The organism is Paractinoplanes ovalisporus (assembly GCF_016834655.1).
In the GTDB taxonomy this organism is placed as follows: Bacteria; Actinomycetota; Actinomycetes; order Mycobacteriales; family Micromonosporaceae; genus Actinoplanes; species Actinoplanes ovalisporus.
In genome coordinates, this window is sequence record NZ_JAENHP010000004.1 from 417938 (window position 1) to 437213 (window position 19276).

General features: G+C 70.6%; 16 protein-coding genes. 9 read left to right on the top strand and 7 right to left on the bottom strand.

The genetic code is table 11. From position 1 onward, the window contains the following. Positions 1-4: 4 nt before the first annotated feature. From JIG36_RS16015 to JIG36_RS16030, 4 genes are read left to right on the top strand one after another with little or no spacing between them, the layout of a single operon-like run. On the top strand, positions 5-1441 hold the full coding sequence (locus tag JIG36_RS16015) for an alanine racemase (RefSeq protein WP_203377064.1): 1437 nt from the start codon (positions 5-7) through the stop codon (positions 1439-1441). Next, positions 1438-2745 (top strand): pyridoxal-phosphate dependent enzyme, encoded by a 1308-nt coding sequence (locus JIG36_RS16020; protein ID WP_203377065.1) that lies wholly within the window; start codon positions 1438-1440, stop codon positions 2743-2745. The genes JIG36_RS16015 and JIG36_RS16020 overlap by 4 nt, the downstream gene beginning before the upstream one ends. Continuing rightward, entirely contained in the window at positions 2745-3914 is a 1170-nt protein-coding gene (locus JIG36_RS16025) for an aminotransferase class V-fold PLP-dependent enzyme (RefSeq protein ID WP_203377066.1), read from the top strand. Before JIG36_RS16020 ends, JIG36_RS16025 begins: the two co-directional genes overlap by 1 nt. A 56-nt stretch (positions 3915-3970) precedes the next feature. Further along, on the top strand, positions 3971-4672 hold the full coding sequence (locus JIG36_RS16030) for a class I SAM-dependent methyltransferase (protein WP_203377067.1): 702 nt from the start codon (positions 3971-3973) through the stop codon (positions 4670-4672). A gap of 44 nt (positions 4673-4716) precedes the next feature. Here the strand turns inward: JIG36_RS16030 and JIG36_RS16035 are convergent, their stop codons facing one another. After that, the gene (locus JIG36_RS16035) at positions 4717-5562 is read right to left on the bottom strand and encodes an MmyB family transcriptional regulator (RefSeq protein WP_203377068.1); all 846 of its coding nucleotides are present in this window, start codon (positions 5560-5562) and stop codon (positions 4717-4719) included. A 127-nt stretch (positions 5563-5689) separates the two neighbouring features. Here JIG36_RS16035 and JIG36_RS16040 point away from each other — a divergent pair, with 127 nt between their 5' ends. The 3 genes from JIG36_RS16040 to JIG36_RS16050 all read left to right on the top strand — a co-directional run bounded on the left by JIG36_RS16040 (position 5690) and on the right by JIG36_RS16050 (position 7807). Next, the gene (locus tag JIG36_RS16040) at positions 5690-5896 is read left to right on the top strand and encodes a tautomerase family protein (RefSeq protein ID WP_203377069.1); all 207 of its coding nucleotides are present in this window, start codon (positions 5690-5692) and stop codon (positions 5894-5896) included. Positions 5897-6131: 235 nt separating this feature from the next. Then, a complete protein-coding gene (locus JIG36_RS16045) occupies positions 6132-6719 on the top strand; it encodes a GNAT family N-acetyltransferase (protein WP_307872742.1) in 588 nt (195 codons plus the stop codon). A gap of 104 nt (positions 6720-6823) precedes the next feature. Continuing rightward, the gene (locus JIG36_RS16050) at positions 6824-7807 is read left to right on the top strand and encodes a metal ABC transporter substrate-binding protein (RefSeq protein WP_203377071.1); all 984 of its coding nucleotides are present in this window, start codon (positions 6824-6826) and stop codon (positions 7805-7807) included. Positions 7808-7878: 71 nt separating this feature from the next. On the opposite strand, the gene JIG36_RS16055 is transcribed toward JIG36_RS16050, so the two are convergent. Both JIG36_RS16055 and JIG36_RS16060 read right to left on the bottom strand, forming a co-directional pair. Then, complete coding sequence (locus tag JIG36_RS16055) at positions 7879-9942, bottom strand: PhoX family protein (RefSeq protein WP_203377072.1); 2064 nt, start codon at positions 9940-9942, stop codon at positions 7879-7881. A gap of 161 nt (positions 9943-10103) precedes the next feature. Beyond that, complete coding sequence (locus tag JIG36_RS16060; protein ID WP_203377073.1) at positions 10104-12197, bottom strand: PhoX family protein; 2094 nt, start codon at positions 12195-12197, stop codon at positions 10104-10106. A gap of 252 nt (positions 12198-12449) precedes the next feature. Between JIG36_RS16060 and JIG36_RS16065 the strand changes: the two genes are divergently transcribed. Next, positions 12450-12602 (top strand): hypothetical protein, encoded by a 153-nt coding sequence (locus JIG36_RS16065; RefSeq protein WP_203377074.1) that lies wholly within the window; start codon positions 12450-12452, stop codon positions 12600-12602. Here the strand turns inward: JIG36_RS16065 and JIG36_RS16070 are convergent. The 3 genes from JIG36_RS16070 to JIG36_RS16080 form a co-directional block, all read right to left on the bottom strand. Further along, on the bottom strand, positions 12576-12908 hold the full coding sequence (locus JIG36_RS16070; RefSeq protein WP_203377075.1) for an STAS domain-containing protein: 333 nt from the start codon (positions 12906-12908) through the stop codon (positions 12576-12578). The two genes, JIG36_RS16065 and JIG36_RS16070, sit on opposite strands and share 27 nt — an antisense overlap. Positions 12909-13044: 136 nt before the next feature. Further along, on the bottom strand, positions 13045-14736 hold the full coding sequence (locus JIG36_RS16075; RefSeq protein WP_203377076.1) for a putative bifunctional diguanylate cyclase/phosphodiesterase: 1692 nt from the start codon (positions 14734-14736) through the stop codon (positions 13045-13047). Then, entirely contained in the window at positions 14733-16226 is a 1494-nt protein-coding gene (locus tag JIG36_RS16080; RefSeq protein ID WP_203377077.1) for a PAS domain-containing protein, read from the bottom strand. The genes JIG36_RS16075 and JIG36_RS16080 overlap by 4 nt, the downstream gene beginning before the upstream one ends. 168 nt (positions 16227-16394) lie before the next feature. Here JIG36_RS16080 and JIG36_RS16085 point away from each other — a divergent pair, with 168 nt between their 5' ends. Beyond that, positions 16395-18227 (top strand): hypothetical protein, encoded by a 1833-nt coding sequence (locus JIG36_RS16085; protein ID WP_203377078.1) that lies wholly within the window; start codon positions 16395-16397, stop codon positions 18225-18227. On the opposite strand, the gene JIG36_RS16090 is transcribed toward JIG36_RS16085, so the two are convergent. After that, complete coding sequence (locus JIG36_RS16090) at positions 18187-19194, bottom strand: LacI family DNA-binding transcriptional regulator (RefSeq protein ID WP_203377079.1); 1008 nt, start codon at positions 19192-19194, stop codon at positions 18187-18189. The genes JIG36_RS16085 and JIG36_RS16090 overlap by 41 nt on opposite strands. Between the last annotated feature and the right edge of the window lie 82 nt (positions 19195-19276).

A 19276-nucleotide genomic window follows, 5' to 3' on the forward strand; every position in this document is an offset into this window, starting at 1 on the left:
TACTGTGACCGATTCACGTCCCCTCCCGCTGACCCCCAGAATCGAACCGGACACCCAATCGGTTCTCGCCGAGGAAGCGCTCCTGCGACAACTGGTCGACGGACTCGGCTCACCGCTCAACGTCGTTCTGCCCGACGCCCTCGCCGCCAATGTGGAGGCTTTCCGGGCGGTCTACCGGCATCATCGGCTGCGCGGCCGCATCTATTTCGCCCACAAGGCCAACCGGTCCGCGGCCCTGCTCCGCCGGCTGGCCGCGGCCGAGGTCGCGGTCGACGTCGCCTCCCTCGAGGAGCTGCAGCACGCGCTCGGGGCCGGTTTCACCCCCGACCGGATCATCGCGACCGGGCCCAAGAACCGCGAGTTCCTCTGGCTGGCCGCGCGCACCGGCGTGATCGTCAGCGCCGACTCCCCGGACGAGCTCGACGAACTGGCCGCCCTCGGACGCGCACCGGTGCGGGTCATGGTCCGCCTGTCCGGATTCGTGTCGCCGGGCGTGCAGATGATCAGCCGGCGCAGCCGCTTCGGGGTGCCGTCCGAGCAGCTCACCGAGGCCCTCGACCGCGTCGAGAAACACGCCGGCCGGCTGGAGCTGGTCGGGATCGCCTACCACCTCGACACGATCGGGATCCCCGAGAAGGCGATCGCGTTGGAGGGCTGCCTGACCGCGCTCGACGAGTGCCGCCGCCGCGGGCTGCCGGTCTGGTCGATCGACATCGGCGGCGGGTTCGGCGTCAACTATCTGGCCGACGGCGAGCAGTGGGAACGCTGGACCTCGGAGCTCGCCCGGGCCGTGCTCGGGCACCGGCCGCCGCTCACCTGGAACGAACACGGCTACGGGCTGCGCAACGAGGCGGGCACCCTGCGCGGGGCGCTCGGGCTCTATCCCGCTTTCCGGCCGGTCTCCGGCGCCGGCTATCTCGACCAGCTGCTCTCGACGGTGGCGCCCGCCCAGCGCCGGCCCCTCGGCGAGCTGCTGCTCGACAGCATGGCCGACCTCGACATCGAACCCGGCCGGGCGCTGCTCGACCAGTGCGGTCTGGTGCTGGCCCGGGTGCTCGAGGTGCGCTCCGAGGGGCCCGACACCCTTGTCCGGCTGGAGGCCAACGCCCGCGACGTGAGCCTGGAGGAGCACGGGGTGCTGATGGACCCGGTGCTGATCCCGCACCGGAGCGACGAACCCACGGAGGTCTTCCTGCTCGGCAACCTCTGCCTGGAGTCCGACCTGATCACACGCCGCCGGGTCACCCTGCCCGCGCGGCCCCGGCCCGGTGACCTGCTCGCCTTCGTCAACACGGCCGGCTACTTCATGGACTTCAGCGCCAGCCGCGCCCTGCACCAGCCGATCGCCCGCAAGGTCGCCGTCCACCGCGCCGGCGAGCGGTGGAGCTGGTGCCTTGACGAGCACTACTGGCCCGTCCCCGAGCGCGAGGAGGCAGCATGAGATTCGACGACATGACCGAGGCGATCGGCAACACCCCGCTGGTGCGCATCGACCCGGCCGTGCACGGTCTTCGCCAGATCGACCTCTACGCCAAGATGGAGCTGCTCAACCCGTTCGGCTCGCTCAAGGACCGCGCCGCCCTGCAGATGGTGCGGCCGTTGCTGGCCGGCGCCGCCGAGCGTGGCGACACCGTGGTCGAGCTCTCCAGCGGCAACACGGCCAAGGCGCTCGCGATGATCGCCGGGATGCACGGCGTGCCGTTCAAGAGCGTCACCAACCGGATGAAGGTCCCCGAGATCAAGGACCTCCTGCTGCTGCTCGGCGCCGAGATCGACGAGCTGCCGGGCCAGGCCGAATGTCTCGACCCGACCGACACCGAGGACCCGCTCTCGCGCATGCACCGCACGCTCAGCGCCAACGGCAGCGGCTATGTGCACACCGACCAGTACTTCAACGAGCAGAACGTCGAGGCCCACCTGCACGGCACCGGCCCCGAGATCGTCAAGGACCTGGACGGCCGCGCCCCCGACTTCTTCTTCGCCTGCGTGGGCACGGCCGGCTCGTCGACCGGGGTGGCCCGGGCCCTGCGCCAGCACGATCCCGACGTCCGGGTGGTCGGGCTGGTCGCCGCCAAGAGCGACTTCATCCCCGGCATCCGCACGATCGACGAGGTGCACGAGGTGGGGCTGTTCGACCCCGGCGTCTACGACACGGTCGACACGATCACCTCGGACGACGCCGTCGACGGGCTGCTGACGCTGGTGCGGCGGTGCGGAACGCCGGCCGGGCCGACCGGGGGCGGAGCGTTCCAGGGCGCCGTACGGCATCTGCGCGCCCTTGACCCCACGCTGACCTCGCGGAAGACGGCCGTTTTCATCGTCTGTGACCGGGTCGAGAGCTACCTCAGCTATCTGCGCGAGAGGCGGCCGGCTCTTTTCGGGCGACCGCCCCGCCGCAACGACACCCGCGACCTGGCCGCCGACGAGATCGCCGCCGCCCCGACGGTCGACGTCGAGGAGGCGGCGCGCTGGCCCGGGCTGATCGTCGACCTGCGCAACCCGCACGCGTACCAGGCGCTGCACATCGACGGCTCGATCAACATCGTGGACGAGCTGTTCGCCGAGATGCTCCACGGTGGACTGCCGTTCGGCCGCCGCCAGCCGGTGCTGCTGGTCTGCCCGGTCGGCGAGAAGTCGGCCCGCTATGCGGCGCTGCTGACCCGGATGGGGCACCCCGCGGTGCGGTCGCTGGCCGGGGGCATCATCGCTTGGCGGGACGCGGGCGCGAGGCTGGTGCGTGACTGATGACGCTGGCCCTGCGCAGTGACTGGCAGACCGCCGTACGGACGCAATTTCCGCTTCTGACCGCCAACCCCGGTGTGGCCTATTTGGACAGCGCGGCGACCTCGCAGAAGCCACAAGCCGTGCTGGACGCCGTGATGGCCTATCTGACCAGCGAGAACGCCAACGCCGCGCGGGGGACGTATCCGTGGGCGAACCGGACCACGGCCCGGATCGAGGACGCCCGTGATCGCGTACGGCGGTTTCTCGGTTCTCCGGACAACACGGGCGTGCACTTCGTCAGCGGGACCACGGACGGGCTGCGGACCGTCGCGCTCGACTGGCTGGTGCCGCGGCTGAACGACGGCGACGAGATCATCGTCCCGTTCGCCGACCACAGCGCCAACCTCGTGCCCTGGCTCGACGCGGCCGGCCAGCTGCGGCGGCAGGGGGCCGAGGTGGTGGTGCGGCCGATGCCCTACGACGCGGCCCACGACTACGACATCGCGCGGCTCCCGATCGGCCCGCGGACGCGGTTCATCGCGGCCACCCACGTGCACCACGTCTATGGCAACGACATGAACGTGCACCGGCTGCGCGCGGCGGCCGGGCCGGACATCCCGATCTGCCTGGACGCGGCGCAGAGCTTCGGGCACATGCCGTTCTCGGTGGCCGACCTCGACGTCGACTTCGTGGTGTTCTCGGGTCACAAGGCGATGGCCCTGCCCGGCGTCGGGGCGGTGTGGTCGGCCGACAAGCGGGGGCCCGCTTTCGCGCCGGCCGGGTGGAGCGGGTCGCCCAACACCGCCGGCATCGTCAGCCTGGCCGCCGCGATGGACTGGCTCACCTCCGTCGGGCTCCACCGCATTTCCTCGTACGTGGTCTCGCTCGGCCGCCGCCTCACCGCCGGGCTGGCCGGGCTGCGCAGCTATGAGGTGCTGGGCTGCCAGGACAGTCTCGCGGCGACGTCGACGGTGCAGCCGCGGCACGGAATCGTGACGTTCCGGCACCGCGACATCGGCTCCAACGACCTCGGTTTCATCCTGGCCTCGGACGGGCTGCTCGTGCGGGCCGACGGGCACTGTCAGGGGTCCGAGGGTGAGACCACTTCCTCCGTACGGGTGAGCCTGCAGGTCTACAACACGCCCGAGGAGGTGGACCGTCTTCTGGCCGTGCTGACCTCGCTCGACTGACCCCGTCTTCTTAGAAATGATTGTCGTTTCTGTGTGCCGCCATCAGGATGGGTCGCATGCCGTCGACCGCACTCGACTCCGCGCCGTGGCGCGCCACCTGGGACGAGGTGATGACCGGGTTCGTCCCCGGCCTGCCCTCCCTCGAAGACGTGATCGCCTGCGCCGCCCGTGACCCCCGGCGCATCCTCGACCTCGGCGGCGGCCCTGGCGTGTTCGCCGAACGTCTGGCCGCCCGCTGGCCCTCGGCCCAGGTCACGATGATCGACATCGACCCCGTGCTGCTGGCCCTGGCCCGTGACGGCGTGCCGCCGGCCGTTTCGGTGCTGGAAGCCGATCTCTGTGACGCCCTGCCCGCCGGCTTCGACCTGATCACGGCCGTGATGACCGTGCACTACCTGCGGCCGGAGCGGATCCGGGCCCTCTATCGGCGCTGCCGGCAGGCCCTGACGCTCGGCGGCCTGCTGGTGATTGCCGACCTCATGCCCGACGACGGGCTCCCCTCGGTGATGGACGCACTCAATCCCGCGCCCGGCGAGGCCGCGGCCGAACTGGCCTGGGCCCAGTGGTGGGGCGAGGTGGCCGAGGCTCCCGAGTTCGCGCAGCTCATGGCCGACCGGGCCGACATCTTCCGGCACCGGCCGCCGGCCAACTTCGCCGGTTCGGTCTCGTGGCACGTGGCCGCGGCCCGCTCGGCCGGTTTCCGTGAGGCGGGTGTGGTCTGGCGCGACGGCCGCCACGCGGCCCTGGTTGCGGTCTAGCGCCTGTTTCGTAGCTGGACCGCGCCTCAGCTACGAAACAGGCGCTAACCCGGCAGCAGGTCCTGCGTGCCGATGACGGCCAGCAGGTCCAGCCGCTCGGCGCTGTCGGTGCCCAGCGCCGGGGTGAACCAGAGCAGGCGCTGACGGCCGTCCTCGCTGAACAGGGTCAGGCAGTTGACCTCGAGCAGGCCCATCGCGGGGTGAAGGATCCGCTTGCGGTCGTCACGCCGGAAGGCCACGTCGTGCTCGGCCCAGAGCTCCCCGAACTCGGCCGACCGTTCCCGCAGCGTGCCGACCAGGGCGGCGATCTCGGTGTCGCGTGCGTCGCGCCGGGCCGCGGCCGCCCGCAGATCGGCCACGAACGCCCGGGACTGCACGGGGTGGTCGGCCTCCGGATAGAGCCGCCGCGAGGCCGGGTCGGTGAACCAGCGGTGGATGAAGCTGGCGTCGGCGCCGCGGTGCACCGAGTGATCACCGAGCAGCGCGATCGCGGCCGGGTTCTGCAGAAGCGTCACGTGCAGGTCGGTGATGACCTGGGCGGGCGTGGCGAGGAGCCGGCCCAGCAGGTCGGCCATGCCCGGGTGCACGTGTGAGGCCGGGCCGCCCTTGGGCGGAGTCACCCGGCCGGCCAGGTGGAAGACGTGGTCGCGCTCGTCCTCGGTGAGGCGCAGGGCCCGGGCCAGCGCGGCCAGCATCTGCTCGGACGGTTGCGACCCGGCGCCGCGCTCGAGCTCGATGTAGTACTCCACGGAGGCGCCGGCCAGCTGCGCCACCTCGTCGCGGCGCAGGCCCGGCACCCGGCGGCGGGGCCCGCTCGGCAGCCCCACGTCGGCCGGCCGGATGCGGTCGCGCCGGGAGCGGAGGAAGGCGCCGAGCTCGGAGAGGTTCACCCGCCCAGTCTGCCGCCGACATCCGCCCCGACGCAGGGGATGCCAACCCCTGGGTAAACGCCGTCTGCCTGCCGCCCGCGACCGGGAGCAGGGTGGGGTCATTCATTCATCCGACTTGGGAGACGACATGCCGTTCGCGAACTTCAAGGTGCCGGCCGGGACCATCACGCCCGAGCAGAAGCAGAAAATTGTCGAAACCACCACCGACCTCTACGCCTCGATCTATGGCGAGCGGGCCCGTGCCACCACCGTCGTCCTGGTCGACGAGGTGGTTGACGGCGGTTGGGGGGTGGGTGGTCACGTGCTCACAGCCGCCATGTTGAACGGCGAATAAACACAATCAAGAGCCGGATGTCCCAGCGGGGTGGGGGGTGCGGACCGTCGCTCCCGCGGGGACCCGGGTGGGCTTCGCTGGCCGCTGACGCGTCCAGAACGCGAAACCCACCCGGGCGACCTGCGTAAATGGTTGCGCCCGAAAACCCGAAAACCCGAAAACCCGAAAACCCGACAAGGCGCGGGCGGTCTGAGTCTGGTCGCGCTCGATGGGGGGAAAGGCCGAGAATGTTCCCGTGAGTTCGTTGCTTCCGTTTCCGCCGACCATTCCGATCGGGAGTCTCGCCGCTGGTCCGCAACCGGTGCTGGCGGCCGCTGGTGGGCTGGTGTTGCGGCCGTGGGAGTCGGGCGACGTGGCCGCTTTCTTCGGCGCCTACCAGGACCCGGTGATCCAGCACTGGCATCCTCGGCATCCGGCCTCCGAGGACGAGGTGCGGAAGTGGTTCGAGCAGTACCGCCAAGGCTGGGCCGAGGAGCAGGGTGCGAGCTGGGCGGTGACCCGGGGCGGCGGTGAGGTGCTCGGGCGGATGGCTCTCGGGCACATGGACCTCTACGCCGGCACCGCGATCTGTGCCTACTGGGTTCTCCCGTCGGCTCGTGGTGCCGGTGTTGCGCCCAGCGCCCTGATCGCAGTCAGCGCGTGGGCGCTCGGCGCGGCCGGTTTTCACCGCCTGCACCTGAGCCACTCGACGCGCAACGACGCCTCGTGCCGCGTTGCCGTCAAGGCGGGGTTCCCGCTCGAGGGCACCAAACGCAGCGAGGCCGTCCACGCCGACGGTCGCCACGACATGCACCTGCACGCCCGCATCCGCGGCGACGCGTAGCCACTGCGACGGTCGGCATTCATCAACACATCAGCTTCTTGCTATTAGACGATTTTTATTGAAAACGATTACCGTTTCGCTTCGAGTGGAACGGAGTGGTTGTCGTGAAATCGCTTTATCGCGGCCTGGGGATAGCAAGCGTCTCGGTGGTTCTGGTCGGTGTGGCGGCGTGCGGGGGTGAGTCCGGCTCCGGTGAGGCGGAAGCCGCCGGCGCCAAGCTCGCCGTCGTGGCGACCACGCCGGAGGTGGCCGACTTCGTGCGCAACGTCGGTGGGGACGACGTCGCCGTCACGCAGATCATCAAACCCAACGTCGACCCCCACGACTACGAGCCGACGCCGGCCGACATCAAGGCGATCGGCGAGGCCAAGGTGGTCGTCAAGAACGGCGTCGGGCTCGAGGAATGGCTCGACCGGACCATCGAGTCGGCCGGCTTCCAGGGGGCGGTCGTCGACTCGAGCCAGGGCGTGACGCTGCGCGAGGGCGGCCACGACCACGGGCACGAGGAGGGCGAGGAGGAGCACGCCGAGGAGGAGGCGGGCGAGGAACACGACCCGCACATCTGGCACAACCCGCAGAACGCCAAGATCATGGTGACCAACATCGAGAAGGGCCTGGCCGCGGCCGACCCGGGACGCGCCGATGCGTTTGCGAGCAACCTGGCGGCGTACGGGAAGGAACTGGACAAGCTGGACGCCGACAACGAGGACGCGTTCGCCAAGCTGCCCGCGGCCGACCGCAAGCTCGTGACCAACCACGACGCGTTCGGCTACTACGTCGACCGCTACAAGCTGGAGTTCGTCGGTTCGGTGATCCCGAGCCTGGACACGTCGGCCGAGCTCTCGGCCAAGCAGCTCACCGACCTGGTCGCGAAGATCAAGGCGACCGGCACCAAGGCGATCTTCACCGAGAGCTCGCTGCCGCCCAAGACCGCCGAGAGCATCGCCCAGCAGGCCGGCGTCAAGGTCGTCGGCGGCGAGGACGCGCTGTTCGGCGACAGTCTGGGCGAGCCGGGCACGCCCGAGGGCACCTACCTGGGTGCCGAGAAGCACAACACCGAGGTCATCGTCGCCGCGCTGGCGGGTTGACGCGAAGAGTTTGCCGGCGGGATGGCACGGAACGGCCGCGGTGCCCAGCCGGACACCGCGGCCGCCGGACATCAGCTGCCGATCGGCCCGCCGTCGAGTCGCCACGTGACGACGACGGCGGGCTTGGCGTAGTCACCGTCGGGCCAGGTCGACGCCGGGTTGTCGATCGTCGCCCCGGTGATCTCGCCCGGATGCTGCACCGCCACGAACACCGACCGGTCGTCGGCGGTGATGAACGGCCCGCACGTCTCGGCCCCGGGCGGAACCGTGAGGAACTGCTTCAGATGACCCCGCGACGGCCCCTCGATCGGCGTCGCGAACAGGCCGTCGTTGCTGTCCAGGGCGTTGCCGTCGGTGGCGATCCACAGGTTCCCGGCGCTGTCGAAAGCCACGTTGTCGGGGCACGAGATCGGCGAGACGGCCGTCTTGTCGTACCCCGCGAAATAGGTGTTCGGATCGGCCGGATCGCCGCACACGATCGGGAGCGACCAGGTGAAGCTCTCGCCCGTGTGGTCGCCGCCGTCCTCGACGATCTCCAGGATCTGCCCGTGCCGGTTCTCGCGCCGCGGGTTGGCCTCGTCGGGCCCGGCATACGTGCCCACGCCCCGGTTGGTGTTGTTGGTCAGAGCGGCATAGATCTTTCCCGTACGCAGGGAGGGCTGCACATCCTCGGGACGGTCCATCTTGGTCGCCCCGGCCGCGTCACCGGCCAGTCGGGCGAAGGTCAGCACCTCGACCGCGGTCATGCCCGGCACGAACGACCGGTCCCCGGAGACCAGCTTGATCCACTTGCCGGTGCCGTCGAACGCGCCGTCGGAGGGCAGTTTGCCGGTGCCGTCGATCTCGGCCGGCGGGCTGTCCCCGGTGAGCCGGGCGACATAGAGCGTGCCCGATTCGAGCAGGGTCAGGTTGTGCCGCCGGTCGCCCGGCTTGTACTTCTTCTCCGACACGAACTTGTAGAGATATTCGAAGCGTTCGTCGTCGCCCATGTACGCGGCGACCCGCCCGTCCTTGGCGACGATGACGTTGGCCCCCTCGTGCTTGAAGCGGCCCATCGCCGTGTGTTTGCGCGGCGGCTCATCGGGCGAGAGCGGGTCGACCTCGACGATCCAGCCGAACCGGTTCGCCTCGTGCGGGTGCTTGGCCAGGTCGAACCGTTCCTGGGCCCGTTCCCACCGGCGCGAGCCCGCCGGGTAGCGCGCCGTCGTGGTGATGCCGTAGCGGCTCAACCGGGCCTTGTCGGCCGCCGGCACCGCGTCGCCGCCCACGAAGTACTGGTTGAAGTTCTCCTCGCCGGAGAGCACGGTGCCCCACGGCGTCACCCCGCCCGCGCAGTTGTTCAGCGTGCCGATCGCGCTGACGCCGCGGGGGTCGGCCGCCGTCCGGACGAGCGGGTTCCCGGCCACCGGCCCATCCAGCCGGAACGGGGTCGCCAGCATGGTGAAACGACGGTTGTACGGCCGTTTCCCGCTCGTCACCAGCTGCCACTGCCCGGTGCCGCCGACCCTTTCCAGCTCCACCACCGACATGCCGTGCGCCGCCATCGCCACCTCGATCTGGCCGACGGTCATGGCCTCCAGGGTGGTGAACCCGGGGAACATCAGTTCCTCGTTGGTGTATTCGTGGTTGGCGACCAGCAGGGCCCGGTCGCGGCTGAGCGGCACGACGCCGAGGAAGTCGTTGTTGAAGCCGAACTGCCGCACCTGCCGTTGCGCGGTCTGCCGGTCGGGATCGAACGCGGGGGCGCCGGGCAGGATCGGATCACCCCAGCGGATCACCACCGCCGAGTCGTAGCCGTTCGGCACGATGAACGTGTCGAGCGTGTTGGGCGGGATCGGTTTGAAGGTGAGGGCGCCTGCTGCCGAGGTCGGAGCAGGGGGCGCGGCGGCTGCCGGGACCGCCGTGACCGCTGCCGAGCCGCCGAGACCGAGCACGAGGGCGCCGGCCGCACCGGCCCGCATCACCCCACGCCGGCTCATCGAAGCGTTGACGACGTCGCCGAAATAGGGGTTGTCCGTTTGATTCGGTACGGGGTGGTCACACGCGTTGCCGCAGCGGTAAAGGCAGGTCATCGCGTCGCGCGAGCCGCCGCCATGTCCGAGCAGGGGTAACTGGCGCCGGGCGGGATCGGGCATCGTTGCCTCCTCGACGAAAGTGAACCCCAGGTAAACACAGATCCAACGCCCGGTGTTGATAGATCACCGTGAATGCTGGTCGTGCCAACCGTGAGGTTCCGGACCTTCCGTCGAAGAGCGGCGGCCGCGACCCGGGACGGGGCCGCGGCCACCGCCGGCGATCAGCTGCCGATCGGGCGGCCGTCGAGACGCCAGCTGACCACCACGGACGGCTTGGCGTAGTCGCCGTCGGGCCAGGTCGAGGCCGGCTTGTCCACGGACGCGCCCGAGATCTCGCCCGGGTGCTGCACCGCGACGAACACCGACTTGTCGTCCTCGGTGATGAACGGGCCGCAGGTCTCGGCGCCACGCGGCACCGTGAGGAACTGCCGCAGGTGGCCGCGCTCGGAGCCCTCGATCGGGGTCGCGAACAGTCCGTCGTTGGTGCCCAGGGCGTTGCCGTCGGTCGAGATCCAGAGGTTGCCGGCGCTGTCGAAGGCCACGTTGTCGGGGCACGAGATCGGCGACACGGCCGTCTTGTCGTACCCGCCGAAATAGGTGTCGGCGGCGGCCGGGTCACCGCACACGATCGGGAGCGTCCAGGTGAAGGACTCGCCGGTGTGGTCGCCTTTGTCCTCGGTGATCTCGAAGATGTGGCCGTGCTTGTTGTTGGCGCGCGGGTTGGCCTCGTCCACGCCCGGGTTCGTGCCGACAGCCCGGTTCGTGTTGTTGGTCATGGCCGCATAGATCTTTCCCGTACGCAGGGACGGCTGCACGTCCTCGGGACGGTCCATCTTGGTCGCCTTGACCGCGTCGCCGGCCTGGCGGGTCCAGGTCAGCACGTCGGCCGCGGTCATGCCGGGCACGAACGAGCGGTTGCCGGAGACCAGCTTGATCCACTTGCCGGTGCCGTCGAACGCGCCGTCGGAGGGCAGCTTGCCGGTGCCGTCGATCTCGGCCGCCGGGCTGTCCCCGGTCACCTGGGCGACGTAGAGGGTCCCCGACTCGAGCAACGTCAGGTTGTGGCGGCGGTCCCCGGGCCGGTACTTCTTCTCCGACACGAACTTGTACAGGTAGTCGAAACGCTCGTCGTCGCCCATGTAGGCCACGACGTGCCCGCTCTTGGCGACGATGACGTTGGCGCCCTCGTGCTTGAAGCGGCCCATCGCGGTGTGCTTGCGCGGCGGGGCCTCGGGGTCGAACGGGTCGACCTCGACGATCCAGCCGAAGCGGTTGGCCTCGTTGGGGTGCTTGGCCAGGTCGAAGCGTTCCTGCGCGCGGTCCCACTTGCGGGAGTCGCTCGGGTAGCGCGCGGTCGTCGAGATGCCGTAACGAGCCAGGCGAGGCTTGTCGGCCTCGGCCACGCCGTCACCGCCGACGAAGTACTGGTTGAAGTTCTCCTCGCCGGAGAGCACGGTGCCCCACGGGGTGACGCCGCCGGCGCAGTTGTTGAGCGTGCCGATCACCCACTGGCCCTTGGAGTCGGCCGCCGTCTTCACGGCCGCCGAGCCGGCAACCGGGCCGGTCAGCTTGAACACCGTCTCGAGGGCGGTGATGCGCTTGTTGTAGCGCAGGCGGCGGCCCTCGACCGGTCGCCATTCGCCGGTACGCCCGACGCGCTCGATCTCGACCACGGACAGGCCATGGGCGGCCATCGCGACCTTGATCTGCTCCACCGAGAGCGCGTCCAGGGTGGTGAAGCCCGGGAACATCAGATTCTCGTTGGTGTACTCGTGGTTGACCACGAGCAGCGCCCGGTCGTCTTCGAACGGCAGCACGCCGACGAAGTCGTTGTTGTAGCCGAACTGCATCGACTGCCGCTTGGCGGTCTGCTTGTCCAGCTCGAACTCGGGTGCACCGGGCACGACCGGGTCGCCCCAGCGGATGACGACGGACGAGTCGTAGCCGTTCGGAACGACCAGGCTGTCCAGCGTGTTGGGCGGGATCGGCTTGAAGCTGATCGCACCGGCCTTGCCGCCGGCCGGCGGCTTGCCCTGGCCCGCGAGCGCCGGACCAGCGGGCGCGGCGGTTGCCGGGACCGCCGTAGCCGCGGCCGTGCCGCTCAGACCGAGAACCAGGGCGCCCGCCGCGCCGGCCCGCATGACTCCGCGCCGGCTCATCGAAGCGTTGACAACATCACCGAGGTACGGGTTGTCCGACTCGTTCGGAGCCGGGTGGTCGCACGCGTTGCCGCAACGGTAAAGGCAGGTCATCGCGTCCCGCGAGCCACCACTGTGGCCGATCAGCGGTAACCGACGACGACTGAACTCAGGCATGCTGCTCCTCTTGTCAGGGATGCCCGCACGCTAGGAGAACAGATTGGCGCGACCCTCGCCCCGAGGTGAACGGAGCATTAACGTATTGACGGACGGAATTCCATAAGCCATTGATAGGAGCGGCTTTCAGCCTGCTCCCAGCATCGTCGATGCATAGTTCTATATGCATATGTTCGTATGGCCGGGGCGTGAACGGCGAGCGTTTCGCCCGATGTTCGGCCGCCGTCCATCTGCCGCGGGCACACCGGGAGCATGGACTATTCCATCGGGCGCGACACCGATCGCAGCGGAAAGACCACCTGTCTGCTCCTCGGCGGCGTCTTCGACCGGAGCGCGCACCGGGATCTGCGGCGGGCGTTGCGGGAGTCCTGGGGCCGGTCAGGCGGCGCTGCCGACCTGTCGTAGGCGGTGGTTCGCCACCCCGGCCGCAAAGAGCCGGCTGGCGATCGACTCGGACGTCCGGTCGAGGAAGACCGCGACCTGGTGGTCGTCGCCGAGATGGCAGGCGGCGACCAGGGTGCCCAGGTTGATCGGGTCGACGTCGGGAACGTCGTGCAGGTCGAGCACCAGGCGCAGCGGGCGCAGGTGGCGCACGGCGTGGACCAGGGTGCGGCGCAGCTCGACCGCGTCGTCGGCGTCGAGCACGCCGTGGGGTTGGATGACGAGTGTTCCGTCGGGGCTGGTTTCGACGTCGACCGTGCTTGCGGTCATCGCGACATACCTTCCGTTACCCGCTGTTCTCCGGGCTGTCAGGTCAGGACCCCGGAGATGGGCCGTCGACTGCTCCGGCGAGGAATTCACCAGGTCACGGCAAGGTCACATCGACCCCGTCCGTTCACCTTCCACGTTAGAACCCGACCAGTGCCGGATGCCCGGTGGAACCGTCTGAACTTTGCGTGAACTTCGATTCCAGCTGGTCAGCGGGCTGCGGGCGGTCGAGGTGATACCCCTGAAGGAGGTCCACCCCGGCCTCGGCGAGGGCGGCCGCGGTCGGTTCGTCCTCCACCCCCTCGGCCACCACGGTGAGGTCGAGCGATCGAGCGATGGCGATCACCGAGTCGATGATGGTCGCCCGTGCGGGTGAGTCGTGCATCCGCATCACGAACGACCTGTCGATCTTGAGCTCGTCGATCGGCAGCTCCGGCAGCAGGCCCAGCGAGGTGTAGCCGGTGCCGAAGTCGTCGATCGCGACCCGGATCCCGGCCGCCCGGATCGCCGCCAGCCGCGCCGCCGCCTGATCGGGCCGGGTGAGCACGGCGGTCTCGGTGATCTCGACCATCAGCAGGCGCGCGGGCAGCCGTTCCAGGTCGAGCAGGGCCAGGATGGTCGGCACCGCACGGTCCTGAGCCAGATAGGCGGCCGAGAGGTTGACCGAGACCGGCACGTCGAACCCGGCCCGGTGCCAGAGCGCGGTCTGGTGCACCGCCTCGGCCAGCACCCAGTCGGTCAGTTCGAGGATGACGTCGGAGCGTTCGGCGTCGGGCAGGAAGACGCCCGGTGGCAGCATGCCGCGCTGCGGGTGCTGCCAGCGGACCAGGGCCTCGGCGCCGTCGATTTCGCGTGACCGGGCCCGGTAGAGCGGCTGGTAGTGCAGGCGGAGGTGGCCGGCGCGGATGCCGGTGCGCAGCTCGGTGAGCTGCCGCAGGTCGGCCCGGTGGGTGGTGGCGGTCTCGGCGGTCCAGACCACCACGCCCGTACGGTCTCTCTTGGCGTTGCGGAGTGCGTCGGCGGCCCGGCGCAGCACCACCGCCAGGTCACGGTGGTCGGCCGTGGCGATACCGATGCTCGTCTCGACGCTGACCGGGATGCCGTTGACCGTGTACGGCCCCCGCAGCGCGTCGGTCAGGCGGCGCGCGATGGTGGTCAGCCCCTCGGCCGGCGCCGGGTCGGCCAGCATCACCACGAACTGGTCGCCTTCGAGCCGGGCGACCAGGTCCTCGGCCCGGCACACGGCCCGCAGCCGGGCTGCGACCCGTTGCAGCAGCACGTCGGCGCCCTGGGTGCCGAGCATGTCGTTGGTCTCGGAGAACCGGTCGAGCCCCAGGTGCAGCACGGCGGTCAGGTCGCCGTCCTCCAGCCGCTGGCGCCCGGCCGACAGGGCGGCCGACCGGTTGGGCAGCCCGGTCAGCGGGTCGGCCCGCACCAGGCGGGCGTAGCGGTCGGCCATCGCGGTGAGCAGGCCGATCACCGGCGCGATCCCGCAGCGGCCGTCCGGCCAGCGCACCACGACCGGTTCGCTCCGGTCGGCCTCGGGGCGGGCGAGCGCGGCCTGCACGGCGATGTCGATGTCGGTGTCGGCGGGCAGCGTCAGGGTCCCGGCCGCGTCCGCCTCGAACCCGACGGCGGCCCGGGCCCGGCTGAGCAGCCGGTGGCCGTCCGGCGACCCGACGAGAACACCCGGCAGCAACGGTTCGGCGTCGAGCCGGGCCGCGATCTCGCCGAGCGGTGTGCCGGGCGGCAGAACCTCGGCCGGAACGCCGATCTCACCCAGCTTGCGCGGGAGCCGCACGGCCGTCCGCACCAGGGGCACTTCGCTCATGGGCGCGCCAGGTCGAAGCAGGAGCCCTCGACCACCCGGCGGCCGTCCACCTCACGCGGGTGCAGGCGGAGCCAGAGGCGGCGTACGGCGGTGCCGTGGAGCTCGCACTCGACCTCGGACCGGTCGCCGCCCAGCGCCGTCGCCCACGCCTCGGCCAGGGCGTCGTGGCCGGCCGGGTCGAGCACCGCCCGGAACGCCTCGACCAGGTCACCGGAGGGATCCGCGGCCCCCAGCACCGGCGCCGGATCACCGAACGAGGCGGTCAGCAGCGCGCCGCCGGTCGGGCCGGCGATCGCGGTGAAGCGGTAGACGGCCAGGCGGCGGGTCAGGTCGTCGAGGTCGCGGCGGCGCTCCTCCAGGGCCAGCGCCGTGCACCGCTCCCGGGTGCGGTCGAGCAGCATGCCGTCCCAGACCGTGCTGCCGTCGCCGAGCCGGAACGGCCGTCCCACCCCGTGGATCCAGCGGCGCTCGCCCGTACGCAGCACCAGCGTGCCCTCCCACCGCCACGGGTGCAGGGTGATCACGGATTCGACCACCGAGGCCTCGTACGCCTCCCGGTCCTCCTCCGCCACCAGGTTGACGATCCGGTCCGCGTCGGCGACGAGCTCGTGCGGCTCGTATCCGCAGATCTCCCGGGAGCCCTCGGAGACGAACAGGAACGACCGGGCGCCGTCGACGTCGATGCGGAACTGGAACAGCATGCCGGGCACGTTGTTCACGGTCGCCCGGAAGCGCCGCTCGGTCTCGCTCAGGGCGGCCTCGGCCCGCCGCCGGTCGGTGTCGTCGATGCCGATCGAGCAGACCCCGTAGACCGAGCCGTCCGGGTCGGTGAGCGGGAACCGGGTCACCACGTACTGGCGGATCTCGTCGCCGAAAGGCAGCTCCTCGAGCGCGGTGACGGCCTCGCCGCTCTCCACCGCCTGCCGGTCGTGCCGGCGCCCGGCCTCGGCCACGACCTCGGGCAGCACCTCGGCGTCGTTGTGGCCGACCAGGTCGACCGCGGTCACCTGGAACACCCGTTCGTACTCGGCGTTGACGAACAGGTACGACCCGTCCAGGCCCTTGGCCGAGATCATGGCCGAGGTGTGCTCGAGGATCGCGTTGACCAGGGTCGTGCTGCGCTGCAGCTCCTGCTGGGCCTGGTCCTGGTCGGTCTCGTCGGAGAGGAACGCGCAGAAGCCGTCCGGCAGCGGGCTGATGGTGAGCGTGACCTGCAGCTGGGAGCCGTCCCGGTGGCGGGCCGGCACCTTGACCCGCATGCCGGGCCAGGGCTCGTCGTTGACCAACCGCCGGGCGAACGCGGCGGCGTGCGCGGCGCGCAGCTGAGGGGGAACGAGGGTGTCCGCGAGCATCCGGCCCAGGGCCTCGTCGCGCGGCCAGCCGAACAGGCGCTCGGCGGCCGGGTTCCACTCACGGATGATCCCCGAGCGGTCGACCTCGACGAACGCGATGGACGTGGCTGACAGCGCCGCACCCGCTGTCGAGGGCACGCTCGTCAGAAGACTGGCTTCGGGCCGCACTTTTTATTGATCGGTAGTTCCGGCCGCTTCCTGAGCGTTTCCCGTGGAACCGGCGCGGACCACGGTCCGTGGCTCCCCGGCCGGCGGTCGCCGGGGCGGTACGGTCAGAGGAACATCGACCCCCCGGAGTGCGCCGCGATGAGCCCCGTTCCCGACCCGAACCCGCTGTCGCGCCTCGCCACCGTGGGAGAACGTCTCGGGTGGATCTTCAACGACCCCGACCAGCACCGGCAGCGGTTCACCGAGCCGCCCCCGCAACCCGCGCCGGTCGACCCTGAGCTGGGCGAACGGCTCACCCGGGCGCAGCGGGGCATGGTCCGGCGGATCCTCGTCTCACTCGGTGCCGGTTTGGGCCTCACCGTCCTCATCGGCTGCTGCGGCGGGTTCCTGACCCGCGACAGCGACAACGCGCGCACGCTGGTGTTCTTCCTGGCCGGCATCTGCTTCCTGGGCGGCGTCGCGGGGGCGATCCTGGCCGGGATCATGCCCTCACTGGCCCGGCGCTCGATCGAGGAGGCGTCCGAGAAGTCCCAGGCCGCGTACGCCCTGGAGCACGCCTCGTGGGACAGCCGCCGCCAGTGGCACGACCAGCAGCAGCAGAACCTGGTCGACGCCCTGCCCGAGTGGCTGGCGGCCACACCGTCACCGGGCACGCGCCGGGTCGACATCGTGGGCGGCACCCTCTATGGCTGGGAGGCGGTGCTGACCGTCTTCGGCGGCTCGCTGCTGGCCACCCGGGGCTCGCTGGTGCTGGCCGACTTCACCGGCGAGGCGCTGTCGGGCGAGCTGATGGATCTGGCCTCGGCCACCGGCCGGTCCGTGCGCGAGGTCGTGCTGCCGGCCCAGCTGGCCGAGTTCGACCTGGTCGCCGGGCTGGAACCGGCCGAGCTGGTGGACGGCCTGGTCGAGGCCATGTACGGCGACGCGCCGGACGGGGGGAACCGGGCCGAGCGGTCACAGGACGCGTTGCTGCTCAACCAGATCGCCTCGATCCTGGCCCCCGACCTGACGATGGCCCGGTTCACGGCCGCCCTGCGCGCGCTGTCCTCCGGGCCGAACAGCATCGACCCGCGCCTGGACGCTCTGCGGCCCGAGGAGGCGCGTGTCCGGCGCATCGAGGCGTTCCTGCACCCGCTCGAAGCCATGGGCAGCGCCCCCGCGACCACCGCCCCGGCCGACCTCACCTGCCTGGTGGCCGAGGCCGGCGGCGGCCGGGCCCAGCACGAGCTGCTCAAAGACCTGCTGGTGCAGTGGCTGGGCCACCAGCTGCGCCGCACCACCAACCCGATCGGCTCGCTGGTGCTGCTCGGCGCCGACGAGATCGACCACCGGGCGATCGAGCGGCTGAGCACCCTGTGCGAGCGGCGCGGCATCCGGTTGGTGCTGTTCTTCCAGCACCTGCGGGCCGAGTCGCTGCGGACGATCGGGGGCGGCGAGGTCGCGCTGATGCGGCTGGGCAACCACCAGGAGGCGGCGCAGGCGGCCGAGTTCGTGGGGCGCGGTCACAAGTTTGTGCTGTCCCGGCTGACCCGCAGCCTCGGCGGGGAGGAGACGCACACCGTCGCCGACATGACCGGCGAGTCCGAGACGAAGGGCGGCACCAAGGGCGAGCGCGCGTCCCGGCACGGACTGCGCCGCTACACCAGCACGAACTGGAGCAAGACGCGCAACTGGAGCCGTACGGAATCAACCGCCGACGCCACCAACTGGAGCAATGCCACGTCGACCGAGCGCGTCTACGAATACACGGTCGAGCCCCGGGTGCTGCAAGATCTTCCCGAGTACGCGATGGTGCTCGTCAAGAACGAGGGCACGGGCGCGGTGGTGCAGGCCGTCGAGGTCGACCCGGCCATCGTCACCCTTCCCCGCGTGCAGATGAGCCCCGGGCAATCGCACACCCCGGAACTCCCCGCGCCCGCCTGGGGATCGATCACTGACCCGCCGGAGCGGGACCGGTCGAGTCGCGGATGATCAGCTCGGTCGCCAGCTCGACGTGCAGGGCGTCGAGGCGATGGTGGTCGAGCAGGCGCATCAGCAGCCCGACGGCGATCCGGCCCATCTCGGCCAGGGGTTGACGCACGGTCGTCAGCGTCGGGCGGGTGGCCTGGGCCAGGTCGATGTCGTCGAAGCCGGCGATCGACAGGTCTTCGGGAACCCGCAGGCCCAGCTGGGCCGCCGCGGCCAACGCGCCCGAGGCCGCCTTGTCGTTGAACGCGACCAGTGCGGTGGGCCGCGTCGGCTGGGAGAGCAGCTGCCGGGCGGCCTCGAATCCGAATCGGACGGTCGGCTCGCCCGCGATCGACAGCCGCGGATCGAGCAGCACACCGGCGTCGGCCAGCGCCGAGACGTGCCCCGCGCGCCGGGCGGAGCTGGCCAGCCAGTTGTCGGGACCGGCGAGCAGGCCGATCCGGCGGTGGCCGTGGGCGGTCAGGTGTGCGGTGAGGCTGCGCGACCCGGCGAAGTGGGCGGCCGAGACCGCCGCGATGTCGCGCGGCACCTGCTCGCGTGGGTCGACGACCACGAACGGGAAGCCGGCCTCCTGCAGCGCGACCAGTTCCGTGCCGGGCTCGGGCGGCAGCACCACGATGGCGCCGCCGATGCCGGGGCGGCTGGGCAGGGACGAGAGCACGGGAAGCTGCTGGGCGGCCTCGCCGGCGTTCAGCACGAGCTGGCGGCCGTGCAGGTCGAGCGTCTCGGCGATCGACGACACGATCAGTCCGAAGTAGTCGGTCAGAAGGTATGGACAGCGCAGGAAGACCGCTCCGGTGCGGGCCGGGCGGCGGCGCGGACCCCGGCCGCCGAGCTCGTCGATGGCCTGTTGCACCAGCTCACGAGTGCCCGGAGAGACGTGTTCCTGGTCGTTGAGCACCCGCGAGACGGTCGCGATCGAGACGCCCGCGTGGGACGCGATGTCACGGACGGTCGGTCCCTGTCTCATCACCGAACTATAGACATTGACAAGCTTCGCGGTTGCGGAGTTACCTGTGTGTATCAGAAACGTTCCGTATTTGTTTCAGTCT